Here is a 25811-nt window from a genome sequence, read left to right on the forward strand (position 1 = left end):
TTTAACTGATCCACTTGACATAGGCGAAATCCATACGATGAGGCAAATCTCTGTTTTTCGGATAGACCCTCAACGCATATTGATGGGTTCCGGGGTAATTCAGTGCCTCCCGTGTCTGGAAGAAAAGCCGTGAACCCTCCGTCTTGACCAGGTCGAACTCATATTTTTCAATAAAGGTGACCTTGTTGGCATTGGAATCATAATCGACCACCACACACTCTAGACCCAGGTCGGCAACAATATCCTTCTTGTCGATAATCACCTCTCCATAGACCCGCTTATTCCCGTTGTTGATGTCAAGCTCCTGCACAGGCTGAAACTCAAGTTTCAGGACCTCTATCCTGTCCCACTTGGCTGCGGTATCCTCTTTCCAGGCGACAATCTCTTTCGCCTTGGCGTAGTTGTTCTCTGCTAGCCTCCTGGAACGTTCAGCCAGTTTGAGGTAGAACCTGTCGAAATAGTCGTCCATCATCCGTTTTGTAGTGTAATGTGGAGCTATCTCGGCAATCGATTTTTTCACATACTTCACCCACTGCGGTGAGTAGCCGTTGCTGTTATGCGCATAGTAAAGCGGGATGATTTCCGACTCCAGCATGGCATAAAGGGTAGAGGCATCCAACTCGTCCTGGAACGCCTGATTTTCGTAGGTCTGTTTCTCGGTAAGCGCCCAGCCGGCTCCTTCTACATATCCTTCATACCACCAGCCATCCAATACCGAAAGGTTCAACACACCGTTCATAATGGCTTTCTCGCCCGAAGTACCCGATGCCTCCTGCAGGCGGGTTGGCGTGTTCAGCCAGATATCCACTCCCGACACCAATCGCTTGGCCAGACGCATGTCGTAATTCTCAAGAAAGATAATCTTTCCCAGAAATTCGGGGCGACGAGATATCTCAACGATATGCTTGATGAGCGCCTGTCCTCCCCCATCTGCAGGATGTGCCTTTCCTGCAAAAATTATTGTTACCGGACGTTCGGGATTGTTGAGAATCCTCGACAAGCGGTCCAGATCGGAAAAGAGCAGATGGGCACGTTTATAGGTGGCGAAACGGCGCGAGAACCCGATAATCAGGGACCCTGGCCTGATCTCGTCGAGCATCGTAATGATCCGGGAAGGTGCGGCCTGATTCTTCAGCCATCCATCCACAAATTCGCTCTTGATATAGTCGATAAGCTTCTCTTTCAGGTGCATCCGCAATCCCCATATCTCCTCATCGCTGATATCATAAATCCGTTTCCATATCTTGGGATCTGATTGATTCCGGTAGAACTCCTCTCCCAGATGTTTCTCATAAATCCGCTTAACCGACGAAGTTGTCCAGGTTGGCAGGTGAACTCCGTTGGTAACATATCCAACATGAAGTTCCTGCGGGAAATAACCTTTCCACACCGGCTGGAACATCTCCTGAGATACTTTACCGTGGAGCTTGCTTACCCCGTTGGACTCCTGTGCCGTATTCAATGCAAAAACACTCATCGAGAACTTCTCGTTGCTGCCGGGATTGTCTCTACCCATATCCATAAACTGATACCATGGAATACCTATTCTGCCTACCAGGGGCTCCATATATTTCCGGATAAGCGACTCTTCAAAATAGTCGTGTCCGGCAGGCACTGGGGTGTGTACCGTATAGAGGGTGGATGCGCGAACAATCTCCAGGGCCACGTTAAACGGCAAACTCTCCTCCTGCACGTAGTCGTGTAGGCGTTGAGCACTGATAAGGGCAGCGTGACCCTCATTCAGATGGTAGACATCTTTCTTGATACCCAACCTCTTCAGGAGCAAAACGCCACCTATTCCAAGCAGATATTCCTGTTTCATCCGATTTTCCCAATCGCCTCCATAAAGCTGGAAGGTGATGGAACGGTCAAACTCACTGTTATGCTCCAGATCTGTATCCATCAGATACAACGCAATACGTCCAACCGATACCTTCCAGACATATGAATAGATTATCCGGTCATGAAATGGCACTTCCAGAATAATCGGTTTCTGGTTTTCATCCAATACCTGGGATATCGGTAACGAGCCGAAGTTTTGCGGTTCGTAGTTGGCGATCTGCTGACCGTCAACCGAGAGGGTCTGGGTGAAATATCCGTGGCGGTACAGTAACCCTACGGCCGTCATATCTACCCGGCTGTCGCTTGCCTCCTTCAGGTAATCACCAGCCAGGATGCCGAGCCCACCAGAATAGATCTTCAATGCATGCGCCAATCCGTACTCCATGCTGAAATAGGCGATACTGGGACGTTCAGTGTCAAAAGGCACGGAGATATACTCCTTGTATGTTTGATATACCCTACCGATTCTTGCCATCAGATCGGGATTATTCATGATCTCTTCCGTCTTTTCAGTCCGTAAGTTCTGAAGCAGTGCCACCGGATTCTTTCCACACTTTTCATACTCTTCATAATCCAGAAGCTCGAAAATATCCTTGGCCTCCTCGTTCCATACCCACCAGAGGTTATGGGCGATCTCTTCCAACGGTCTTAGTTCTTCCGGCAAAATTGAATGTACATGTACATCCCGCCATACCGGACTGTTTGAATAACTCGCTTTGATGATCATTTTTTATTGTTTTATATTTTGAATCACTATTAACCGACAAAACCTGCGTTTTGCCGATCCCTTTTTATAATTATCAGATATCTATATTGTTATAATTTCATTTTTTGTTTTCATAAAACCTACCCCCTTTAAAACAACGACATTTGTATGGCCGTGGGACTTTTGTTCCGTCTTTTTCCCCGTTTAGTGTATGCCTTTCTGCCTTCGGTCACCACCCAAGCCAACTCCAAATGACTTATCAGGTGTATCCTTATCAAAGCTGCAATAGTTGAGAACGCTTTCTTGCTTTCATTCACCACCTGGATGACTTGAAGCAACAAATGTGCGATCAACGTGCACCAAACCTGCGTTTTTATACCATTCTCCGTATCCGAATAGAAAAAATGCAGTTGAAAGTTCTGTTTCAATTTTTTGAACGATAGCTCGATAGTCCAGCGATACTTGTAAATCAAAGCAACCTCTTGGGGCGTTATCGACCAATTGTTGGTTATGAACTTATATTTTCGTTTCTGCTCATCTTTATAATGAACCAATCGCAAACAAACCGTTTTTACCTGCTTATCTTGTTTGTAATCCAAATGGATGTGTTCGACCTTGTAAACGCCGAACTCTTCTTTGGAGAGCGTCCTTTCAAACAAAACCTCCTGCACCTGCACTTTGGCATTATCCTTCAAGCGACAAACAAAATTCACGCCCTGTAGTGTCCATTCAGCAAATTGCAGGTAGTAATTATATGCCTTGTCAAAGACCAACATGCTACCCCTTCCGGGATTTAAATGTGCCAGGAACTTCTTGTCATGCATTTTTGCCTCGCTGATCTTGGCAAAAACGGCCGTCTCCGTGTGCACGTCGGTCAGCATGTGTACTTTCATGCCTCCTTTTTTCTTGCCTTCACCCTTGGGGTTGCGTCCCACCCCTTGCATCACTTGTGAAAAAAGGGTCATCGTGGTGGAATCGAAAGCGTAAAACTCATCGAAACTGACGTCTTTTTTTCGGCTGACCGATAAAAGCGGACGAAAATAGGATATCAGGGCAAAATAATATAGCCTGAAAAGTTCTTCATCACGATCACGCAAAGCGTCGCCCGCCGTGCTCTTTGCAGGAGCCACGTCCATACCAAGGTAATTCAGCTTCCCACCCAATGCCCGCATCCCGTCACAGACTTCCCCCATGGAATCGCAACGTGAAAAGATGCCGAAGAGCATCACTATAAGCTGTTCCCAAGAAAAAAATGTTTTATAGTAACGGTCGCTCCCGCACTTCGACACCAAGAGATCAAATTCATCTTTTGGCAACATTTTCACAATTTGTTTGAACAGTGGCTGACCGACTAAATTTTTTGACTTATCTTTGCCCATGGTTGGAAATTTAGTTTTTAGACAATCCAAATTTACAACTTAGGGACGAGACTTCGGTTAAGTCCCTATCTTTTTTGCGCCTTATTTTTTAGTCGGTCAGTACTGATTTTGAATGTCTAATTATTCTACTTCGCAAGCATGATCGCTAAACTGCACTTTTTATCTTGCTGGTCTCGATAACCGGATAAAAGAGTTCTGCAATGCTTTGCTGTATGCCTCCTGATAATGGATGATAAAATGCGACCAGTCTGCCCTGTCTGAAAGTTCAGCAGCTCTCTTTTTCAACAGATTCACCTGATCTATGCTTTTAAGTGTAAAATCGTAAAGCGAGACTGCAATCTCTTCTGCCACTTCCATATGGTTGCTATCGTCACGCCTGATGACCTGTACACCGTCCGACAATCCATTCTCTACATTCCCGTTCTTCTTTGCCCAGACACCAAAACCCGCCAGGGTGGTCGTGATGGTTGGAATGGAAAAAGCAACGCTCTCGTGCGGTGTATACCCCCACGGTTCGTAATAGGAGGGGAAAACCGAAACATCGAGGCCGATAAGCAGATTATAGTAATCGGTATTGAAGATTCCGTCGGATCCATTCAAATAGGAGGGGACATAGATTACCTTTACCCGGTCCGTCTCTCTATTGCCGAATCCCAGGTATTTCAGGTAACCCACAATCTTGTCGTTCCCAGCCTCGTGCAGCTGATGGGTTACACAAACCCCATCATGCAAGTTCCGGACGGATGAGGGATCCACTACTGGAGCTTTAATCCAGGCGGGAATCATAATAAAAGCCACGACATCCTTCGACAATTGCGGCATTTTACGTAACCTGTCCAGGGCATCGATAAAAACATCAATTCCCTTGTTCTTATATTCATACCTCCCGCTGATGCCCACCAGTAACGCATCTGAATGAACAGTATGGCCCAGAAACCTCTCCGCTACACTCACTAACTTTTCACGTGCCGCTTTTCGGGCTCGCCTATACTCCAACCCACGGGGTACAAAATCTTTTTCGAAACCATTCGGGGTGATAACATCGGGATGCCGTTCAAGCAACTGGGCAGACTCCTGGGCCGTAATATCGCTAACCGTAGTGAAACAATCCACATATTGCGCCGTTCTCTTCTCGATGGAATGCTTGGCCACCATGTTCAGCTGACGGGCCATCTGATCGCCATTGTAGTTCTTCAGCTGGTTGTAAAGGGGCAGTCCGTTCCCAGCAATGGAGCGTCCAATTCCCGTTGCATGAGTGGTGAAAACCGTTGCAATCTTAGGGACATTTTTCCTGATATAGAGTGCCCCCATACCCAGTTGCCATTCATTGAAATGGGCAATGACATGACTTGCTTCAAGATGGTGATACCGGTAGAAACTCTCAATGACCACCCCTGAAGCATAGGCAAACATCGACGATTCATCATAATCGCCATAAGCCTGGATGGAGTCTACCTCAAAGTCGAGCCACATCTCCGTATAGATGCTGTTTTTCCTCTCGAAAAAACTGTTGAATCTTATCAGGAATACGATGGGATTGCCGGGCACATTCCATCGTCCGACCCTGATTTCGAGGCCCTGATGTATCCGAGCAAAGTTTCTCCAATCGGCATAAAGCTCCTTTTCTTCCAGAAACCAGGGGTTACCCGGCGACTGAAATAGATCGGGGCCGATAAAAAAAACTTTTTCTTTATATAATTTTTGGAGTGAATTTGCCTTTGTCGATAAAACGGTGTAGATACCGCCAACTTTGTTGCACACTTCCCAACTAGCCTCGAAGATGTAGTCGGGTGTATGCTTTGCATCAATTTGCATATGAAAAGAACTGTAATTTTGTGAGCAAAGATACAGATTTAAAGTGAAAAGCAAAAAGTTATCTCTTTAATTTAACATAAAAGCAAAATCGTAAATTCTTTGTACCTTTGCAACCGAATTTTCATATGATGGTATCAGACATCTCCCAATTGCTCCGGATCCTTGAGGCTCACCCCAACATGGCGGCGGCAAACAAACTGCTGAAAGAGGTAAAAACACTTTCGGCAAAGGGTTTGCATGGCTCATCCCGTGCACTTTTCGCTGCCACCGTTTTCAACAGGCAACCACGAACTGCCCTATATATCCTCAACGATCTGGAAACAGCCGGATATTTCTATCACGATGTGATGCAGGTGCTGGGAACCAAGGATGTACTTTTCTTCCCGTCAGCCTACAAGCGTGCGGCAAAATATGGTCAGATCGACCCGGCAAACGAGATTCTTCGCACCGAGGTATTGAGCCGGCTGCAAAACAATGCTTCTGCGCTGTTCATTGTCTCCTATCCCGATGCGCTGGCTGAAAGAACGGTTTCGCAGGAGACACTGCAAGAAAACACCCTGAGCATATCGGTAGGTGAACAGGTAGACTCCCGGTTCGTATCGGAGGTGTTGGAGTCATACGGGTTCACTCTTGTTGATTACGTGTATGAACCTGGACAATATGCCACGCGGGGTAGTATCCTGGACGTATTTTCATTTTCGAACGAACTGCCTTACCGTATCGATTTCTTCGGAGATGAAGTGGAGACAATCCGCAGTTTTGAGGTGGAAAGTCAGCTCTCCGTGGAGAAATTTTCAGAAATCCGTATCGTTCCAGAGTTCGGCAGGAGTAAACACAAAAATGCATCGCTATTCGATTCGCTTCCATCGGAAACGGTTATTGGTATCGAAGATATCCGCTGGATTGAAAGTCGGGTTGAAAGTATCTGCAACGACGAGTTGCACATCGATCTCAGTAACGAAGAGCTGGTTAAGGCCGATCTGCTTACGAAAGAGGAGTTTCTCTCATCCATTGAACCATTCACACACCTGCGCTTCGACACAAAACTGACCGACACACCCGACGCCGTGCTGCAGTTTCAAACCACACCTCAACCCCTGTTTCAGAAGAACTTCGATCTTATCTCCGATTCGCTCAAGGATTTCCTGCTGAGTGGCTATACGCTATATATCCTCAGCGACAGCGAAAAACAGCATCAGCGACTCAGGACTATCTTTCAGGACAGGGGAGACGAGATCCCATTCATTCCCATAAATAAGACACTCCATGAGGGTTTTTCCGACGAGACACTGAAGATCTGCTGCTTTACCGATCACCAGATCTTCAACCGTTTCCACAAATATAACTTGAAGTCGGACAAAGCCCGCTCCGGAAAGATTGCCCTCACGCTGAAGGAGCTTAACCAGCTTCAACAAGGCGACTACGTGGTTCATCTCGACCACGGGATCGGCAAGTTTGCGGGACTGGTCCGGCTCCGGATCGGTGAAACGGTGCAGGAGGTCATCAAGCTGACCTATCTCAATAACGACTCGGTCTTCGTTTCGATCCACTCCCTCCACAAAATATCCAAATACAAGGGAAAAGAGGGAGAATCGCCACAACTGAACAAATTGGGTTCAGGTGCATGGGAACGGACAAAAGAGAGGACAAAAACCAAGATAAAGGACATTGCACGCGACCTGATCAAGCTTTATGCCCAGCGCCAGAGCGAAAAGGGTTTTGCATTTTCAAGAGACACCTATCTGCAGACCGAACTGGAGGCCTCTTTCATGTATGAAGACACACCCGATCAGCTCAAAGCCACGCAAGAGATCAAGCAGGATATGGAGAGCGATCACCCGATGGACAGGCTGGTATGTGGAGATGTGGGATTCGGGAAAACAGAGGTGGCCGTACGGGCCGCATTCAAAGCGGCCACCGACGGCAAGCAGACGGCCGTACTGGTTCCAACCACCGTGCTGGCTACCCAGCACTACAAGACATTCAGCGGTCGACTCTCCGGTTTTCCGGTCAAAGTGGACTACCTGAGCCGTGCCCGCTCGCCAAAAGAGCAGAAGCAGATCCTCTCCGATCTGAAGGAGGGTAAAATCGACATCATCATCGGCACCCACCGGCTGGTGGGAAAAGATGTCCAGTTCAAAGATCTGGGATTGCTGATTATCGATGAGGAACAGAAATTCGGCGTCTCCACGAAGGAGAAGCTGAAACAGCTCAAGAGTAATATCGACACCCTCACCATGTCCGCCACGCCGATACCGCGAACTTTACAGTTTTCACTGATGGGATCGCGCGATTTCTCCACCATCAATACTCCCCCACCCAACCGTTATCCGGTACAGACGGAGGTGCACACCTTCGACGTGGAGGTGATGAAGGAGGCGATCAACTACGAAATAAGCCGGAACGGACAGGTCTTCATCGTCAATAACCGGATTCAGAATATCTACGAGATGGAAGCACTCCTCAGGCGGGAGATCAAGGATATCCGTATTGCAGTGGGTCATGGGCAGATGGATCCCAAGAAGCTGGAGACCATCATTGCAGACTTCCTTAACCACGAATATGATGTCCTGCTGGCGACCACCATCATCGAATCGGGAATCGACATGCCCAACGTAAATACAATCATTGTCATCAACGCACAAAACTTCGGATTGAGCGACCTCCATCAACTCCGGGGTCGTGTAGGTCGAAGCAACCGTAAAGCGTTCTGTTACCTGATGGCACCACCGCTCTATACGCTCAGCAACGATTCCCGGCGTCGGTTGCAGGCAATCGAGAACTTCTCCGAACTGGGCAGCGGCATCCATATCGCAATGCAGGATCTCGACATCCGGGGTGCCGGCAACCTATTGGGAGCAGAGCAGAGCGGCTTTATCGCAGACCTCGGATATGAAACCTACCAGAAGATTCTGGCCGAGGCCGTTCAGGAGCTGCGGAAAGAGGAGTTCACCGAACTCTACCGTCAGCAACAGGAGTTGAAAGCTGAAAGGGAAGAAAACTTCGTGGACGAGGTCACCGTGGAGAGTGATCTGGAGCTGATGTTTCCGGTATCCTATATCCCCAACGATGCAGAGCGGGTTGCCATCTACCGTGAACTGGACAATATGGAAACGGAAACGCAGATACTGGATTTTACCAAACGGCTGGAAGACCGTTTTGGTAAAATCCCCGCACAAGGGAAGGAGCTTATCCGGATTGTGCGGCTGCGTCGTCTCGCCAAATCACTCGGGATTGAAAAAATCTTCCTGAAAAGTGGACAGATGACTCTTTTCCTGATCTCCGATGTAGAATCACCCTATTACCGCTCATCGGTCTTCGACAGACTGCTGAATTTCATCCAGACACATCCGCGTGACTGCCTGTTGCGGGAAGCGGGTAAAAAACGCTCGGTAACCATCCGGAATGTAACAACCGTAGAGGCGGCGGTTGCACTAATAGAGTCCATCCACTGACAGGTAACGTTCACCCGTATCGTAATTGAAGGTCAGTATCCGTTTTTTCTCGGTAAGTTGAGCCACTTTCTGCGCAACTGCAGCAATGGCCGCGCCAGTGGAGATGCCGGCGAGGATACTCTCCTCCTTGGCCAATTTCCGGGCATATGCAAAGGCATCCTCGTTGGCTACTTTGATAACGCTGTCGAGCACGGTCAGATCCAGTGTATCCGGAATAAAACCTGCTCCAATACCCTGAATAACATGCGGCCCGGGACTATCGCCAGAGATTACGGGTGACGCGGCTGGCTCCACGGCAATAACCTGAAGAGATGGGAACTTTTTCTTCAACTCCCTGCCAACACCGGTAATGTGACCGCCCGTACCCACTCCGGTAATCAAGTAATCGAAACCTTCGGGGAAATCATTCAACACCTCTCTCGCCGTTGTCTCTGCATGGACGGCAATGTTGGCCTGGTTCTTGAATTGCTGCGGAATCCATGAACCGGGGATCTCAGACTGTAGTTCCAGTGCCTTCTCGATAGCACCCTTCATGCCTTTCTCCCTGGGAGTCAACACCAGTTCCGAACCAAAAATGGTGATCAGGCGACGACGTTCGAGCGACATCGATTCGGGCATCACGATAATCACCTTATACCCCTTGTAGGCACCTACAAATGAGAGGCCGACACCGGTATTTCCAGATGTGGGCTCGATGATGGTTCCTCCAGGTTTCAGAATCCCTTTCTTCTCGGCATCTTCAATCATTGCCAAGGCAATACGGTCTTTGATGCTTCCCTGGGGATTCTGCTTCTCCAATTTGATCCATACTTCGTGATGGGGAAATAACTTGCTTAAACGCACGTGAGGCGTGTTCCCGATTGATTCCAGAATGTTGTTGAATTTCATTGTTGTAAATTTTTAAAATGTTATAAATAGTGAGGACCGACCAGCAGATCGCACGTCGTGCAATGCCTCCAGCCCGGATCAAATAGTAAAATCGAGGGGTTGTATAAAATTTTTTACCGTTCGGATCTTGACATCCACCGAGTTGTAGACCAGCGAATAGGGAATGACGCTCTGTGTCAGCCACGCACCACCGCCAATGGTGGAATCATGCCCGATAACCGTATCTCCACCAAGGATCGTTGCATTGGCATAGATAACCACATTGTCCTCAACAGTGGGGTGCCGTTTCACATCAGACAGCTTCTTCTCCACGTAAAGAGCCCCCAAGGTTACACCCTGATAGATCTTCACATTGTCACCAATTTCCGCTGTCTCACCAATCACAATCCCGGTACCGTGGTCCAAAAACAGATTCTTGCCAATCTTTGCCCCTGGATGGATATCGATCCCCACTTTTGAGTGTGCATACTCGCTAAAAAGACGTGGGATTAAAGGCACATTCAACTGATGCAGTTCGTGCGCCATCCTGTAAATACTCAACGCGAAAAAGCCGGGATAGGCAATGATCACCTCCTCTACTGATTTGGCGGCAGGATCATTTCTAAGATAGCAGGTTGCATCTTCATACAACCTGTCCCGAATCTCGGGAAACCGGCTAAAGAATGCATAGACAGCCTGGCTCGCAAATGATTGGCCTTTCAGTCTGGCAATGTTTTCGTTCAAGATCCAGGCACACTCACTCAGTTTTTTTCGAATGTTCTCCGGATCAATCTGCTCGCAAACGGGAAACATCTGCGAAAAAAGCGTATCCACTACCTCTTCCAACTTGCATTTGTCTATAGGTATCTCTACGCGCAACGGTTGAAACTTGTCGATAAGTTCAAATGTTTTCTTAATCATAGGAGGGAGTTGTTAAATGAATAATTTTATATTTGTTGGTTGACTGGAACAATGAGAGCCACTGTTGATCGGAAGAGGGGGTGATCAACAACAACAGCAACAACAACAAACACGCATACGCTTTTTATTCATTTTTATCTAAGTAGGCAACAAATATATAACTAATTCTGCATAAAAAACACCCATATCTATTGTTTTGTTCATTTATACAAATAAAAAAAATAGATTTGATTGGAAAATGCCTTTTAATAAAACGAGACAAAACAACAGGAGAGCCATTATTTTACATTCCTGATCCTTTCAATAAGCTCGTTTCCCAATGCCTTTTTATCCTCAATATGTCTCAAGGTTGCCACCACGAACGGGTTCTTGTCGAATGCTCCGCGCACATATTCAAAGTCCATCGCCTGATCCTGTATATCGCCATCTGAACCGAATCCGGTTTTAAACGATAATGAAAACTCTTTTTTAGCGTCATTGTAGATCATCTCATCCAGCTTCACCACGGCTGCCTTCCATTTCTCCACAATCTCGATAATCTCTCCGGCAGTAATCGATTCGGGAGTCACATTGTAGAACTCCTGAATCTTCTCCCATGCCCAAGTCCATTCAAGGGTATAATACTGTTCGTGAAGCTCCTTGAAAACTTTATTGATCTCCTTAAGCCGGGTAATCTCCCCGTTCTCGATCCGGCAGAGCAGCTTGTCGATCTCCGATTTGGGTGCAATCAGTCCTGAGATATCCACCCACTCGCCCGTACCTATCGGCGTATCGGGTTTCAACCGTTCCCGGATCTCCACATTTGAAGTAAATCCTGTTTTTTCCAACCTTTTTATGATGGAGTTTCCGAGGAACTTGTGAATCACGATCTCATATAGCTCTAATCCCCTCCTCAGGGCTGCGTTCTTTATGATACAGCTCTGATAGGTGTAGATCTCTGAGGTTTCACCAGCCGTAGCCTGCAGGTTTTTCAAGATTTCCACTCCGGCAAATACTTTCTGAATGGTGTAAGGGCTCAACAGGTTGAAATTGATGTAATCGAGCTTGTTGGGGTCCCGCCTTTTGTCCCGTTCAGGCCACTTCTTGGCATCACGGATTGTACCCACGCTCCTCAGGTTTATGGCCGGGGCGAGGTGAGTAGCGTTGTTATTTTCCACCAGGTATGAGAAGGGCAGGTTTGAGGTGTCTGAATGTTGATAATGTCTGCCCAGAATCAGGGAGAAGGGGCCTACTTTTGCCGGCCAGAGCACATAGGAGTTGCTTGTTGTCTTTGCTCCACGTTCAATAATCCCCTGGTGGATCGGGCCCAGTTTATACATGTGGTTGCTTTGATTTGATCCTGATCCGGCATTCATGAACGAGAACATGCCGGCAATCAACAAGGTGGATTTGTGGTGGGTTACCGTATAGGGTCCGGCAAAAAGGGCACAAGCTTCACCGTTCTCACCCTGACAATTACTGAAAAAGAGCGAGTCGGAGGCGGAATAACCGTGATCGAGGTGGCAAGCCTGCCCGATGAAGCAGCGGGAGATGATAGATCCCCCTTCCACCCTGGAACCGGATGAGATAATGAAATCCTCGGCAATCACATTTCTGCCGACATAGACCGGTGCCTGCCCGTTGCTGTTTATGCTCCCGTTCTTCAGCTTCATGGCACCAGTAATCTTGCTGTAACTGCCAATCTTCACATTCTTGATGTATCCCACGTTTACAATCATGGCATGATCACCGATATACCCCATCTCTGATGCATGCTTCCTGGCATAAAAATCGACCATTGCCCTCATCCGCCTGATCAGGTTGGGCCGATGTCTGTAGAGCGAGTAGACGTAGGCAAAATGCGCGGAGAGTTTATCGTGAATATGTACCTCGCGTCCACCCGACTCGTTCAGAACATTCACCTCCGTGCCGTTTCCGAAAGTTGTCATGCCGTCCACCAGGATGACATCCACATTCTGGATAAAGCAATTGTCGCCGATAACATAGTTGGCAATGTAGTTCTGGATGTTTTCAATCACCACATTGTTACCGATTTCACAATTATGGATGACCGCGTTGTTGATGCAGGCGTGCTTCCTTAATCCACCGGCCAGTTCAAACTCCTCGTCCAGCAAGCCGATCCTGATTTTTCCCGAGAAACGGGTATTCTTAACAAAATGGGGATTAAAGCCGGGTGCTACCGTCACAAGGGTCCAGTCGTCACATTCGCAATTCTGGCTTTTCAGCAGGTCGATTTCCTGATCTGTCAAACTCCTTTCTTTGTACATATTTGAACTTATTTACAATTTTTCATAGCAAATATAGAAAAAATCCCATACGCTGCTTACTACAGCATATGGGAAACAATACCGATTCAGGCAATCAGCCCAATAGAGCCTTGAAAGCTTCGTATACCAGAAAAGCTGGCCATACAAGCGCTTTCAGAAAACCCAGCACACCCATCCAGAGAGTTGTTGCAGACGATATGTACCAAACGGCCGCACCAATCATTCCAAGTCCATAAACAGCGTCACCTGCGGATCCGCTTCCTTGCATTTTTCTACCCATGGTCTTGAAAATTTAACGTGAAAAAATCTATCCAGAAGGGATTCACGCTGTAGCGACAGGGTTGGGAACAGGCCTATTTCTTCTCTTTTAACGCCTCAAAGATCAGTTTCTCGAGTTCGTCCGCCAACTCCGGGTTATCCTTGATAACCGCTTTGGTAGCGTCGCGCCCCTGAGCCAACTTCGAATCCTTGTAACTGTACCACGATCCGCTCTTTTTGATCACGTTCAGCTCAGCACCCAGGTCCACGATTTCACCTTCACGCGATATTCCCTCGCCATACATTATGTCGAACTCCGCCTTACGGAAAGGAGGAGCCACCTTGTTCTTCACTACTTTTACACGGGTCTGGCTTCCCTGTACCTCATCGCCATCTTTCAACTGGCCAATCTTTCGGATATCGAGACGAACCGAAGCATAGAACTTCAGGGCATTTCCACCGGTGGTGGTCTCAGGATTGCCAAACATTACACCAATCTTTTCCCTCAACTGGTTAATAAAAATACAGGTTGTATTGGTTTTTCCAATCGTTGAGGTAAGTTTACGCAATGCTTGGGACATCAGTCGGGCCTGCAGTCCCACGTTCGACTCACCCATATCGCCTTCGATCTCCTTTTTCGGGGTAAGTGCCGCAACTGAGTCAATTACAACAATATCCACTGCCGATGAACGGATCAACTGTTCGGCAATCTCCAGCGCCTCTTCACCACTGCTGGGCTGCGAGATAAGCAGATCGTCGGTATCCACTCCCAACTTCTCGGCGTAAAACCTGTCGAAAGCATGTTCCGCATCTATAAAGGCAGCCACGCCTCCCGCTTTTTGGGCTTCGGCAATAGCATGGATGGCCAGCGTGGTTTTACCGGAAGACTCCGGACCATATATCTCAATGATCCGGCCGCGTGGGTATCCACCAACTCCCAAGGCGGCATTCAGTCCGATTGAACCCGTAGGTATCACCGACACCTCTTCCACCTTCTCTTCGCCCATCTTCATGATTGCCCCTTTACCGTAGGTCTTTTCAATCTTATCCATCGCGGCACGAAGTGCCTTGAGTTTCTCACTGTTTTGTGGGGTCTCTTTTTCTGCCATACTCCTATTTTTTATTTTTCTTTTTTTCTGTTTTTATATTACCCGCTCAAAGTGAGGGATAAGCTGTTTGCATCACTGGTTCAGTATCTGTTCTGCATGATTCTTCGTATCCACCTTCCGTCCTTCAATAATGTGGCTAACGGTACCGGTCTCGTCGATCAGGAATGTAGTGCGGACAGTCCCCATATAGCTCTTTCCATAATTCTTCTTCTCCTGCCAGACGCCAAACTCCTGGACAAGTCGCTTATCCACATCGGCAATCAAGGTAAAAGGCAAATCATACTTCTCGATGAATTTCCGGTGAGAAGCCTCACTGTCTACACTCACACCAACGACCTCATAACCGGCCTTTTTCAACTCCGTATATCCGTCCCGAAGACTGCAAGCCTGGGCGGTACACCCCGGAGTACTGTCTTTCGGATAGAAATAGAGCGCCAGTTTCCTGCCTGCAAAATCGGCCGATTTCACAACCTTTCCATCCTGAGCGGTACCCAATATCTCGGGAATCTTGTCTCCAATCTGTAATGCCATAGTTTTTCAATTTTGTGTGTAGAGAGATCAAAGATAGTGATTTTTTAATTAAGAAACTGCTCCCTTTGAATAGAGCCTGAACTAAAATTTCAGATCAATTTATAGACTCCACCGGGTAAAGCCCTCACCACTTTCTTCATTTCAAGCTCAAGCAATGTAAAGAATAGGTCAGAAACCGGAAGGTTGAGTTCGATACTCAACATGTTCACATGCATGGATTCAACCTTGGAGAGAAGTTGAAAAACTTTTTCTTCCGTTTCGTTCAGCTCTGGAAAAAGTTCCATCTGCAGGGGTTGTTTGGCTTTTGTGTCACCATCCCACCCCATCTGGTTGATAAAGGCTGCGCTGTTTTGCAATAATAGTGCCCTGTTCGTGGCAATCAGGGTGTTGCACCCTGTTGATCGGGCATCGGTTGTTCTTCCCGGCACGGCAAAAACCTCGCGAAAATAGGAGTTTGCAATCTCTGCGGTTATGATTGAGCCGCCTTTCTCGCCCGATTCAACCACTACAACTGCATCAGCCATACCGGCCACAATACGGTTCCTCTTTACAAAGTTGTATCTGTCGGGTTCGGTATCAGAGGGGAACTCCGTAACCCAACCTCCCCTCTCCAGCATCTCCTCAGCCGTTTTCCGGTGAAGGGCAGGATAGATCCGGTCCAATCCGTGAGCCAGCACTGCAACCGTAGCAACCCTGTTCTCCACCGCGGTTCGGTGTGCACATATATCTATTCCGTAAGCCAGTCCACTTACAATGAGGATATCGGGGAAAAGGAGCGACAACTCTCCAACAAACTGCCGGCACCATTCTAGTCCGTACCTCGACGCATTCCGTGTTCCAACAACACTCACCACTTTGGGGAGGTTGTAGCTGACCTCTCCTTTGCAATACAGCAAGACAGGAGCATCGATGCAGTTTGTCAACCGGGAAGGATAGTCCTCCTGGGTATAGAAGAGCACCTTTATGCCATGCTTGTCGATAAACTGAAGCTCTTTTTCAGCTCTTCTCAACACCTCGGGATTCAGGATCTCATCGATCAGCCGGTGTGACAGACCTGGAATCTTTTTCAGGTTCGATCTTTTCTCGTGAAAGAGAGCCTCCTCGTCACCTACCGCATTGATCAGGTTCCGCGCGTGTACCGCCCCTACTCCCGGTATAAAGGTCAACGCTATCTGATATAGGGTTTTATCGGCTATCATGGCGAGATCGGGATTACTCACTTCATATATACTCCCTGAACGCTTCGTCAAACAACTCAGGCTTGGCCAGCTTTCCGTTGACAAGATTTACCACTTCAATCTTTGCCCGCGCACAAAGCACATTATCGGGCTGACGAAAAATCTCCTGATGAAAAATATATTTCACCCCCACCCTTTCGATCCGCGACACAGTGCAATTAAACCTGTCCATTCCGATCAGCGGAACCTTGTAGCGAATCTCCACGCGGGAGACAACAGCATCCACTCCCTGCAGGTGAAGCTGATGAAAGTTCAACCCCACCTTTTCCAGAAACTCGTGGCGCGTAACCTCAAAATAGTGCTGGTAGTTGGCGTTATTCACATGCCCTTGCGTGTCGCACTCGTAGTCTCGCACTTTCATTGTATGCGTAAAAGCTGGATTCATAGAAAACCTAATTCCGGATTAGCTCGTTATCACAAAAGTACAAAATTCAGCAATATGGGTCAAGTAGATCCGGTCCCCGTTTACATCCTGACCATTATGCCCACTGTGGGCAGGAGGGTACCGCTATATGCTTCGATCACGCGTATCAGCTGACGGTTTTCGGGGTCGGCCGGGTCATCCATTACGGCACCATCAAGACCCTTGTTGGTATAGATTGGTTGACCCTGCGATTTGAAGTTATAGGCATTCTGCACATCCGCATAGATGTTTAGTGTCCATTTCTTGAAATAGATCTCCTTGTCGATCCGTATATCCAACTGATGGGAATTGGAGAGACGCAACGAATTGAAACTGTCGTAATCGATGTAGGCCCGGTTGGTAACATTCCAGGCAGCCTTGTTTGTCGAGAGCTCCATATCCACCGGAGTATAGGGGGCACCGCCCACAAAACGCCATCTGGCAGAGAGATTCCAGTTTCCGGGCAAACTGTAGCTGCTGATCAGGTTAAGCATATGCCTGGTATCCCACGATGAAGGCCGGTAGATCCCTTCCATATCGGTAAATTCACTGCGGAAAAAGGTATAGGTTGTGGTAATATTCAGTCTGTTCCAATCCACTATTCTGGAGAAGAGTTCGAACCCGTATGCGCGACCTTTGCCGGCAGAGCGGATCTCCTCGTCGCCTACCTGACCATATTCGGTACCCTTGCTCGCAAGACTGATGCCCTCATATACCGACAGCGGATAATCGTGATACCCTTTATAAAACCCTTCAAGGGTCATCCTCATATTGCTCTTCGGCCGGAACTCCAGTCCCACAATCGCCTGGTTCGATTTGATATACTTCACCCCCTCGTTCCGGTTGACAAAGTCGCCGTTAGCATCTTTAAAACCGAGCGACGTATAGGCCGGCTGCATCGCATAACGTCCGAAATTGGCATTGATATCCCATTTGTCGGCAAGCAGATAGGAGGCTGATAATCGCGGGGAGAACTGATTCAGCGGGTTCCCCATGTTACTGTTGAAGTTGTTGCCCGCCGCACTTATCCCAAGCGAGAGCTTCAGGCGGTGTTTGAGGTATTCGTCTGAAACCTGCGCAAAGGCCTGGTAACCGAAGAGACCCAGTCGGGTGTCATAATCGATGCTCCTTACCGCTCCATCCCTGAAAGTGAGCATTGAGGTCGAGTTGGCATAATTGGCATACTCAACTCCACCGCCCAGCATGAGCTTTACTGGCAGTTCCGAATATAGCCGTTCGAAACGAAGTTTGTTCTCGGTTTCATCAGAGAGGTAATCGAGCGTTTTGGGCTTATCCTCGTCGTTATCTCTATATTTATAATTCTTGTTACGCAGCATGTTGCGGCTCAACACCCACGTATCGTAATAACCGGTGCCGAAATGCTTGTAGACAATACCTGTTGCATAGTTCCATTGATTGTAGACGGGAAGATATCCCAACAGGTAGCGTTGCGCCTCCGTTCCGGTTTCCTGAAGTCCCGTATTGAGGGTCATGTTATCGATGGCTCCGATTCCGATGAAGGTCAATTCATTCTTTGCGTCGACGGCATGCTTGAACTTTACCTGAAAATCGTTGTAGGTGGGCAGGAACGGCAATCCGATGGCTTTGAACAATAGTTGCAGATATGATTGTCTTGCCGAAACTATAAAGGATGAAGCGGCTCCTGCAGGACCATCCACCGTAAGGGCCGCATCCGATGCGCCTATCGAAATCTTGCTGTGTACACGATCCCGGCTCCCATCCTTTTGCCTTATCTCCATCACCGAGCTAAGCGTATTTGGCCGGTTGGCCGGAAAAGCACCGGTGTAGAAACTGATCTCCCTTACAAAATCGGGGTTCACCACCCCCACAACACCGCCTGATGAACCTTGCGTGGCAAAGTGGTTAATGACCGGAATTTCGATCCCGTCGAGATAGAACAGATTCTCCGAAGGACCTCCTCCACGCACAATCAGGTCGTTCCGGTTGGGATCTGTCGCTCCTACTCCGGGAAGCGTCTGCATCGCTTTCGATACGTCGCGGTTCACTCCCGCACTTTTTTCGATCTCCTGTACCCCGATGGTCAATATCGATACGGGACTCTCTATGCGCTTAAGGGTAAATGAGGGCCTCACCTCCACTTCATCAAGCGAGAGAGCAGTTTCGGTCAGTTCGATATCGATAAAGGTGATCTGATTACCCAGAATCTGTATCTCCGGCGAGAAGGTCGTTTCAAAACCGATAAAGCTTGCCGCCAGGCGGACAAATCCCGGATCAATATTTGTAAAGATGAAGTTTCCCTCCATGTCGGAGGTGGTACCGACACTTGTACCCACTACCTGGATATTGGCAAATTCAATCGGCTCGTTCGTTGTTGCGTTCAGCACACGACCTTCGATGCTCCCCTTTTGGGAAAAAAGAGCTAAAACAGTAAAAAGAAGAGAAAGCGAAACAGAGAGTTTTTTCATAAATATCATTTATGCCGACAATAGAATTCGGCAATAAATCACTATAACAAAAAAACGGCTGTTTTGTTTTCTCCTCAAATCCGTCAATCCTGATGCTGCTTTATCCACTCCCTAGCATTGACAAATGCCTCCATCCAGGGGGTAACGTCGTGCTTCCTGAATTCATAGGGATACCATGCGTTCTGCCACGGGAATATAGTACGCTCCAAATGGGGCATCATGGCAAGATGGCGACCATCTGCCGAGCATACAGCCGCGGCATTATGGTCCGATCCGTTAGGATTTCCCGGATATCCGTCATAAACATATTTTGCAGCAATATTGTATTCCGACACCTCTCCGGGCAAGCTGAACCTTCCTTCACCATGTGCAACCCAGATGCCGAGCTTCGTTCCAGCTAGCGATCTCAACATCACCGAACGGTTGTCAGGAATTTCCACACTGACGAAAGCCGATTCAAATTTGTGCGAACGGTTATGATGCATCCTCGGGTGGTTTTCACCCAGTTCGGGGTAGATCAGGCCCAGCTCCATCAGTAACTGGCAACCGTTACAAACCCCCAGACTCAATGTATCGGGGCGTGCGTAAAAATTCTCAACCGCCCTACGGGCTTTCTCGTTATAGAGAATCCCTCCAGCCCAACCTTTTGATGAACCCAAAACATCTGAATTTGAGAATCCCCCACAGAAAACGGCAAACTGCACCTCTTCCAATGTTTCTCGACCCGATATCAGATCTGTCATATGGACATCCTTTACGTCGAATCCGGCAAGATAAAGCGCATATGCCATCTCACGCTCACCATTTGTGCCTTTGTCGCGAATGATGGCAGCCGTCAATCCCGAGCGCTCCTTTCTGTCCGGATCTAATCCCAGGTCGCGCATCTTTCCGGTAAAGGTGGGCAGGAAATTGAATTGCAACGGCTGTTGCTTGTAATTTTTAAATCGCTCCCCGGCCAATGTTTCACCACTCTGCTTCCGATCCAACAGATATGACGTGCGATACCATACATCCCGAAGGGCATCGATATCAAATTCCTTTCTGAAATCTCCCTTTTCGACAATCAACTTGCGATCCTCGATGGGGCGGGCAACAATGGCAAATCCAACGCCATAATCGTTCAAGATTTTCTCTACCAGGTGGTGGTGCTTCACCTGAATGAGCACACCCGGATTCTCCGCAAAAAGGATCTTGATCAGATCGGAGTGGCGGATCTTGTCCAACCTCGCTTCCAGACCCCCCTGCGGATTCGCAAAACACATCTCGAGCATGGCGGTAATCATTCCTCCGGCAGAGATATCATGACCGGCAATGATCAAGCCGCGGTTAACCAGCTCCTGAACCGCAGCGAAAGCGTTCTTGAAATACTCGACATCGCTCACCGTCGGAGCTTCGTCGCCAATCCGGCCCAATGTCTGCAAAAGCGCCGACCCTCCCAGGCGTAACGTATCGAATGAAAAATCGATATAATAGAGATAGGTTCCCTTGATATAGGCCAGGACCGGTGAGACGATCTTCCGGACATTCTTCACCTCAGCCGCAGCGGAGATTATTACCGTTCCCGGCGAAAGCACCTTGTCATCACCATATTTCTGTGTCATGGAGAGCGAATCCTTTCCGGTAGGAATATTTATCCCCAGTTCGCATGCAAAGTCTGAACAGGCCTCCACGGCTCTATACAACCGGGCATCTTCCCCTTCGTTGCGACAGGGCCACATCCAGTTGGCACTCAGGGAAACACTCTGCAACCCCTCTTTCAGCGGAGCAAAAACAATATTGGTCAACGCCTCTGCAATTGCAGCTACCGAACCCGCGGCTGGGTCAATCAGAGCCACCTGCGGAGCATGACCGATAGAGGTAGCCACTCCGCTGTACCCCCTGTAATCGAGGGCAACTGCACCGCAATCGCTCAACGGGAGCTGAATTTCTCCCTGGCATTGCTGGCGTGCCACCTTTCCGGTTACAGATCGGTCTACCTTATTGGTGAGCCAGTCTTTACAGGCAACAGCCTCCAGTTTGAGCACATTCTCGAGATAGGTTTCGAGCTTATTCTCATCATATTCGGGCGAAGAGAAACCCTCTTCCACAGTAACATCACTCATTACTGTCTTGGGCGATTTGCCGAAGAAGTCCTCCAGTTCCATATCTATCGGCATTTGCCCGTCGGCCTGCCGGAAAGTCAACTTCATGTCGTCAGTGGTTTCACCCACCACGTAGAAAGGTGCCCTCTCCCGTTCGGCAATCTGCCTGATACGCTCAATGTCATTTTCCGGAACCAGCAGTCCCATTCTTTCCTGGCTCTCGTTACCGATAATCTCCTTTGCAGAAAGGGTTGGATCGCCTATCGGCAACTTATCCATATCGATTCTTCCACCGGTTTTCTCCACAAGCTCCGAGAGGCAGTTCAAGTGTCCACCCGCACCATGGTCGTGGATGGAGACAATAGGGTTCTCCTCCGATTCGGCCAATGTACGGATAACATTAGCCACCCGTTTCTGCATTTCGGGGTTGGCGCGTTGTACGGCGTTCAGTTCAATGCCCGACGAATATTCACCGGTATTTACCGATGAGACGGCTCCGCCGCCCATTCCGATGCGGTAGTTGTCGCCGCCCATCACGATCACCTTTTCACCAGGCTGCGGATGGCCTTTTATTGCATTGATCTTGTTGGCAAAGCCAACGCCACCGGCCAACATGATCACTTTGTCGTAACCGAACTTCCGGTAATTCTCGGCATGTTCAAAAGTGAGCACCGATCCGCAGATAAGCGGTTGGCCATATTTGTTCCCGAAATCGGAAGCTCCGTTCGAGGCTTTGATCAGGATCTGCTCAGGAGTCTGATAGAGCCATCGGCGTTCCGGCAGAACTTTCTCCCAATCGCGCCCCTCTTCCAGACGGGGATAGGAGGTCATGTAGACAGCCGTACCTGCCAATGGCAACGAGGCACGGCCTCCTGCAAGACGGTCGCGTATCTCCCCTCCCGTTCCGGTAGAAGCTCCATTGAACGGTTCTACTGTTGTGGGGAAGTTGTGGGTTTCCGCTTTTAGCGAGAGTACACTCTCAATCTCACGGGTTTCAAAGAAGTCGGGTTTATCGCCGCTTGCCGGTGCAAACTGCTCTATGGTTGGTCCCTGTACAAATGCCACATTATCCTTGTATGCCGATATCAACGCATTGGGATTCATCTCGGAGGTTCTCTTTATCAATTGAAAAAGGGAACTCTCCATCTCTTCCCCGTCAATCACAAATTTTCCGTTAAATATCTTGTGCCGGCAATGTTCCGAGTTTACCTGGGAAAAACCGAAAACCTCGCTATCTGTCAGTCTCCGGCCCAGTTTCCTGCTCACGTTGTTGAGATACTCTATTTCATCTTCGCTTAGCGCAAGTCCCTCTTTCTGGTTATATTCTCCGATATCATCGATCAAGACGATCGGTTCGGGCTGCTTGTCGACAGTGAAAATATGCTGGTCGAGTCCGCTGTACACCCGCTGAAGCATCGGATCGTATTCGGGCACCTCGCCTGCAGGAAAATATTCTTCAACTCTTACGATATAATCGATCCCCATGTTCTGCACAATCTCAACGGCACAGGTACTCCAGGGAGTGATCATTTCCCTGCGTGGACCAATGAATTTCCCGTCCAGTTGAGGATGAGCGATGGGTGTGGCGTTACCGAACAACCAAACAAGACGGTTCTGGTGTTCATCCTGGATCGGGCACTGTGCATCTACGGCAATAATACTTTGTGAAGGGGTTTTAAAAAAAGTGATCATAGCTGTTGAGGGTCTTTTTATTGATTTGCAAAGTTAATCAAAAGCTGTGTAAAAGCGGATACTATTTCGAAAGGATTTACTGAGGCGTGGTCGTGGTCAATCAACCGTGTCTCCCGATCTCAATGACCTCCAGGTCGCGGATATCTCCTCGATCCAACGTGAATCTCAGCAGTGTCCGCACCCGATGAAAACCATATTTTCCAGCCGCACCGGGATTCATATGCAGACAGTTCAGATTCTTGTCATAGATCACTTTCAGTATATGGGAGTGCCCGCAAATAAACAGTTTGGGAGGCCGTGAATATAGCTGGGCACGAATCTTCGGATCATATTTTCCGGGATATCCCCCGATATGGGTCATCAGCACCTCTACCTCCTCCACCGTAAACCGTAAGGTTTCCGGGTAGGCTCTCCGCGTAGGCCAGTCGTCGATATTCCCGTATACCGCCCGGAACGGCTTGAGGGCTTCGAACTTTCCCGCAAGCTCCAGGGAGCCGATATCCCCGGCATGCCAGATCTCGTCACACCCGGCAAAATAGGTCTCATATTTTTCATCCCACACATTATGCGTGTCGGATAGCAGGCCAATCTTTCTCATTTATCTGTGGTTGATGCTGTAACCTTTTTTTATCGGAACAAAGTTAGTAATTTTAGCGTTGAATCATATCAATCGTTTTTTTTGCAAGTTATGCCTTACAGATACTTTAAACGAGATATAAGCTGGCTGTCATTTAATCTCCGCGTATTGCTGGAAGCAACGGATGAGTCGCTTCCGGTTTACGAACGGATTAAATTCCTGTCGATCTACTCTTCCAACCTGGAGGAGTTCTACAAGGTCCGCGTATCGGGGTACCACAGTTCAATATTGAAGAGCGTCAGCCGTGACGAATCGGAAGAGGAGGCATTGCAAACACTACTGGAGATCAATAATGAAGTCACGGAGCAGGAGAAAGCCTACTATCGTATTTTCAACGAAATGATTCTGCCGGAGTTGCGAAACAACGGCATCATCCTCTACCAGACCGAAAAGGTTGAACCGTTCCACCGGACATACGTGGAGAACTATTTCAACGAGGAGGTATTCCCCTATCTGCAACCGATGATTATACTGAAGGACGATATCCACTCTTTTATACAGGATGGATGCATCTATCTGGTGGTAAGCCTGCAGAAGAAAAAGAAAAAGAAGACCCCTGGCAGTTCCTCCTATACCTACGCCATGATGAAGATCCCCAATACAAATGTACCGCGGTTTGTGGAGCTACCTTCTTTTGGCGGGAACCATTATCTCATCTTTATCGACGACCTGATCAAGGCAAATCTGCAGAGCGTCTTTCCCGGCTATGAAATTATTGATTGTTACAGCATCAAGATATCACGCGATGCAGACTTTTCTCTAGACAAGGAGGATCAGAAGAATATTGCCGAACGGATTCTTCGCAAGGTCCGCAAACGCAAAATAGGGGCAGTAACCCGTTTCCAATACGACAAGGAGATGCCCGATTACTTTCTGAAGTATCTCTGCGAAGCGTATGAGATCGAGGAGGAGGAGCTGCTCCCCTCTGGACGGTACCTGAACCTCTCCGATCTGATAAAACTGCCCAATCCGGTAGGAGAACAGCTACGCCAACCGCTACCGCACCTGTTGCGGGTCCCCGAACTGGAAGCCAACACCTCCATCCTTCGTGTATTGCGTCGACAGGATGTGCTGTTGCATTTCCCGTACCAGTCGTTCGACTACCTGCTCCGCTTCCTGCTTCAGGCAGCATTTGACCCGAAAGTAAGGGAGATTAAGGTAACCCAGTATCGTGTGGCGGAAAACTCGGCTGTAATCAACAGCCTGATCAGTGCAGCCAAGAACGGGAAAAAAGTAACCGTTTTCGTTGAATTGAAAGCCCGCTTCGATGAAGAGAACAACTATCTCTCCTCAGAACTGATGCAGCAGGCGGGAATAAAGATCATCTACAGTCTGCCGGGACTAAAAGTGCACGCCAAACTGGCCTATGTGAGAAAACGGAGCAACGATCCTGATGTTCCGCTTAAGGGATATGCCTATCTGGGCACGGGCAACTTTAACGAGAAGACTGCCCGTATCTACTCAGATGAGGGGTTGCTCACATCCGACAAGGAGATCATCAGCGATATCGACGAAGTATTCCGGGTTCTTGAAGGCAAACCCAACATGCACGATTTCAAGCACCTGCTGGTCACCCAGTTCAACATGGTTCCGGCAATCCTGCAGATGATCGACCGGGAGATCGCTCTGACCAGGGAAGGCGGCGAAGGGTATATCATACTGAAGATGAACAGCCTTGAGGACAGGGAGATGATCAATGCGCTTTATCGTGCCAGCGAAGCGGGCGTAAAGGTTGATCTGATCGTGCGCGGCATCTGCTGCCTGGTGCCCAACCAGCCATACAGCAAAAATATCCGGATAACGCGTATCGTGGATACCTATCTGGAACATGCCCGTATATGGTACTTTAGGAATGGAGGCAATGAGACGATTTATCTCTCTTCGGCCGACTGGATGGAACGAAACCTGCACCGCCGCATTGAGGTCGCTTTTCCGGTTTATTCCGAACCGCTGAAACGGCAGATTATCGACATTCTGAAGATACAACTTTCAGATAACCGGAGTGCCGTGTGGGTCGATGAGCACCTGAACAACCTTTTCAAAAGGGAGACGGCATCACCTGACGAGCCGCCAGTAAGGGCGCAACAGGCGATTTACGACTACCTGAAGTCTACTACCGGACAATAGAGAATCAGAAAAGAGAGAGGGTGAAATCACATTTTG

The 25811-nt window shown here is 48.4% G+C and carries 16 protein-coding genes; 2 read left to right on the forward strand and 14 right to left on the reverse strand.

The window, feature by feature from the left end:
* Position 1 precedes the first annotated feature (1 nt).
* From glgP to ING2E5A_RS11875, 3 genes are all read right to left on the reverse strand, one after another.
* A complete protein-coding gene (gene glgP, locus ING2E5A_RS11865) occupies positions 2-2569 on the reverse strand; it encodes an alpha-glucan family phosphorylase (RefSeq protein ID WP_071137581.1) in 2568 nt (855 codons plus the stop codon).
* Positions 2570-2697: 128 nt separating this feature from the next.
* Entirely contained in the window at positions 2698-3927 is a 1230-nt protein-coding gene (locus tag ING2E5A_RS11870; protein WP_071135906.1) for an IS4 family transposase, read from the reverse strand.
* A gap of 159 nt (positions 3928-4086) precedes the next feature.
* Positions 4087-5742: a glycosyltransferase family protein gene (locus ING2E5A_RS11875; RefSeq protein ID WP_071137582.1), complete on the reverse strand. Its 1656-nt coding sequence runs from the start codon at positions 5740-5742 to the stop codon at positions 4087-4089.
* Between the two features lie 125 nt (positions 5743-5867).
* On the opposite strand from ING2E5A_RS11875, the gene mfd reads away from it, so the two are divergent.
* Positions 5868-9197 carry a transcription-repair coupling factor gene (mfd, locus tag ING2E5A_RS11880; RefSeq protein WP_394332587.1) on the forward strand — a complete coding sequence of 1110 codons (3330 nt, stop codon included), beginning with the start codon at positions 5868-5870 and terminating at the stop codon, positions 9195-9197.
* Here mfd and cysK read toward each other — a convergent pair.
* The 11 genes from cysK to ING2E5A_RS11935 all read right to left on the reverse strand — a co-directional run bounded on the left by cysK (position 9177) and on the right by ING2E5A_RS11935 (position 23609).
* The gene (gene cysK, locus ING2E5A_RS11885) at positions 9177-10085 is read right to left on the reverse strand and encodes a cysteine synthase A (RefSeq protein ID WP_071137583.1); all 909 of its coding nucleotides are present in this window, start codon (positions 10083-10085) and stop codon (positions 9177-9179) included. The genes mfd and cysK overlap by 21 nt on opposite strands.
* 78 nt (positions 10086-10163) lie before the next feature.
* Positions 10164-10985 (reverse strand): serine O-acetyltransferase EpsC, encoded by an 822-nt coding sequence (gene epsC, locus ING2E5A_RS11890; RefSeq protein ID WP_071137584.1) that lies wholly within the window; start codon positions 10983-10985, stop codon positions 10164-10166.
* Positions 10986-11263: 278 nt separating this feature from the next.
* Complete coding sequence (locus tag ING2E5A_RS11895) at positions 11264-13252, reverse strand: DUF4954 family protein (RefSeq protein WP_071137585.1); 1989 nt, start codon at positions 13250-13252, stop codon at positions 11264-11266.
* A gap of 94 nt (positions 13253-13346) precedes the next feature.
* Positions 13347-13532: a hypothetical protein gene (locus tag ING2E5A_RS11900; RefSeq protein ID WP_045090032.1), complete on the reverse strand. Its 186-nt coding sequence runs from the start codon at positions 13530-13532 to the stop codon at positions 13347-13349.
* A gap of 73 nt (positions 13533-13605) precedes the next feature.
* Positions 13606-14619 (reverse strand): recombinase RecA, encoded by a 1014-nt coding sequence (gene recA / locus ING2E5A_RS11905; protein WP_071137586.1) that lies wholly within the window; start codon positions 14617-14619, stop codon positions 13606-13608.
* Between the two features lie 72 nt (positions 14620-14691).
* Positions 14692-15150, reverse strand: a complete 459-nt coding sequence (gene bcp / locus ING2E5A_RS11910; protein WP_071137587.1) for a thioredoxin-dependent thiol peroxidase — start codon at positions 15148-15150, stop codon at positions 14692-14694.
* Between the two features lie 89 nt (positions 15151-15239).
* Positions 15240-16349 carry a DNA-processing protein DprA gene (dprA, locus tag ING2E5A_RS11915; RefSeq protein WP_071138349.1) on the reverse strand — a complete coding sequence of 370 codons (1110 nt, stop codon included), beginning with the start codon at positions 16347-16349 and terminating at the stop codon, positions 15240-15242.
* A gap of 22 nt (positions 16350-16371) precedes the next feature.
* A complete protein-coding gene (locus ING2E5A_RS11920; protein ID WP_071137588.1) occupies positions 16372-16773 on the reverse strand; it encodes an acyl-CoA thioesterase in 402 nt (133 codons plus the stop codon).
* Positions 16774-16853: 80 nt separating this feature from the next.
* Positions 16854-19238 carry a TonB-dependent receptor gene (locus ING2E5A_RS11925; RefSeq protein ID WP_071137589.1) on the reverse strand — a complete coding sequence of 795 codons (2385 nt, stop codon included), beginning with the start codon at positions 19236-19238 and terminating at the stop codon, positions 16854-16856.
* Positions 19239-19321: 83 nt separating this feature from the next.
* Positions 19322-23011: a phosphoribosylformylglycinamidine synthase gene (gene purL, locus ING2E5A_RS11930; RefSeq protein WP_071137590.1), complete on the reverse strand. Its 3690-nt coding sequence runs from the start codon at positions 23009-23011 to the stop codon at positions 19322-19324.
* A 100-nt stretch (positions 23012-23111) separates the two neighbouring features.
* Positions 23112-23609 (reverse strand): metallophosphoesterase family protein, encoded by a 498-nt coding sequence (locus ING2E5A_RS11935; protein WP_071137591.1) that lies wholly within the window; start codon positions 23607-23609, stop codon positions 23112-23114.
* A 90-nt stretch (positions 23610-23699) separates the two neighbouring features.
* On the opposite strand from ING2E5A_RS11935, the gene ppk1 reads away from it, so the two are divergent.
* A complete protein-coding gene (gene ppk1 / locus ING2E5A_RS11940; protein WP_071137592.1) occupies positions 23700-25775 on the forward strand; it encodes a polyphosphate kinase 1 in 2076 nt (691 codons plus the stop codon).
* The last annotated feature ends 36 nt before the right edge of the window (positions 25776-25811 follow it).

Source organism: Petrimonas mucosa (assembly GCF_900095795.1).
GTDB classification, from domain to species: Bacteria; Bacteroidota; Bacteroidia; order Bacteroidales; family Dysgonomonadaceae; genus Petrimonas; species Petrimonas mucosa.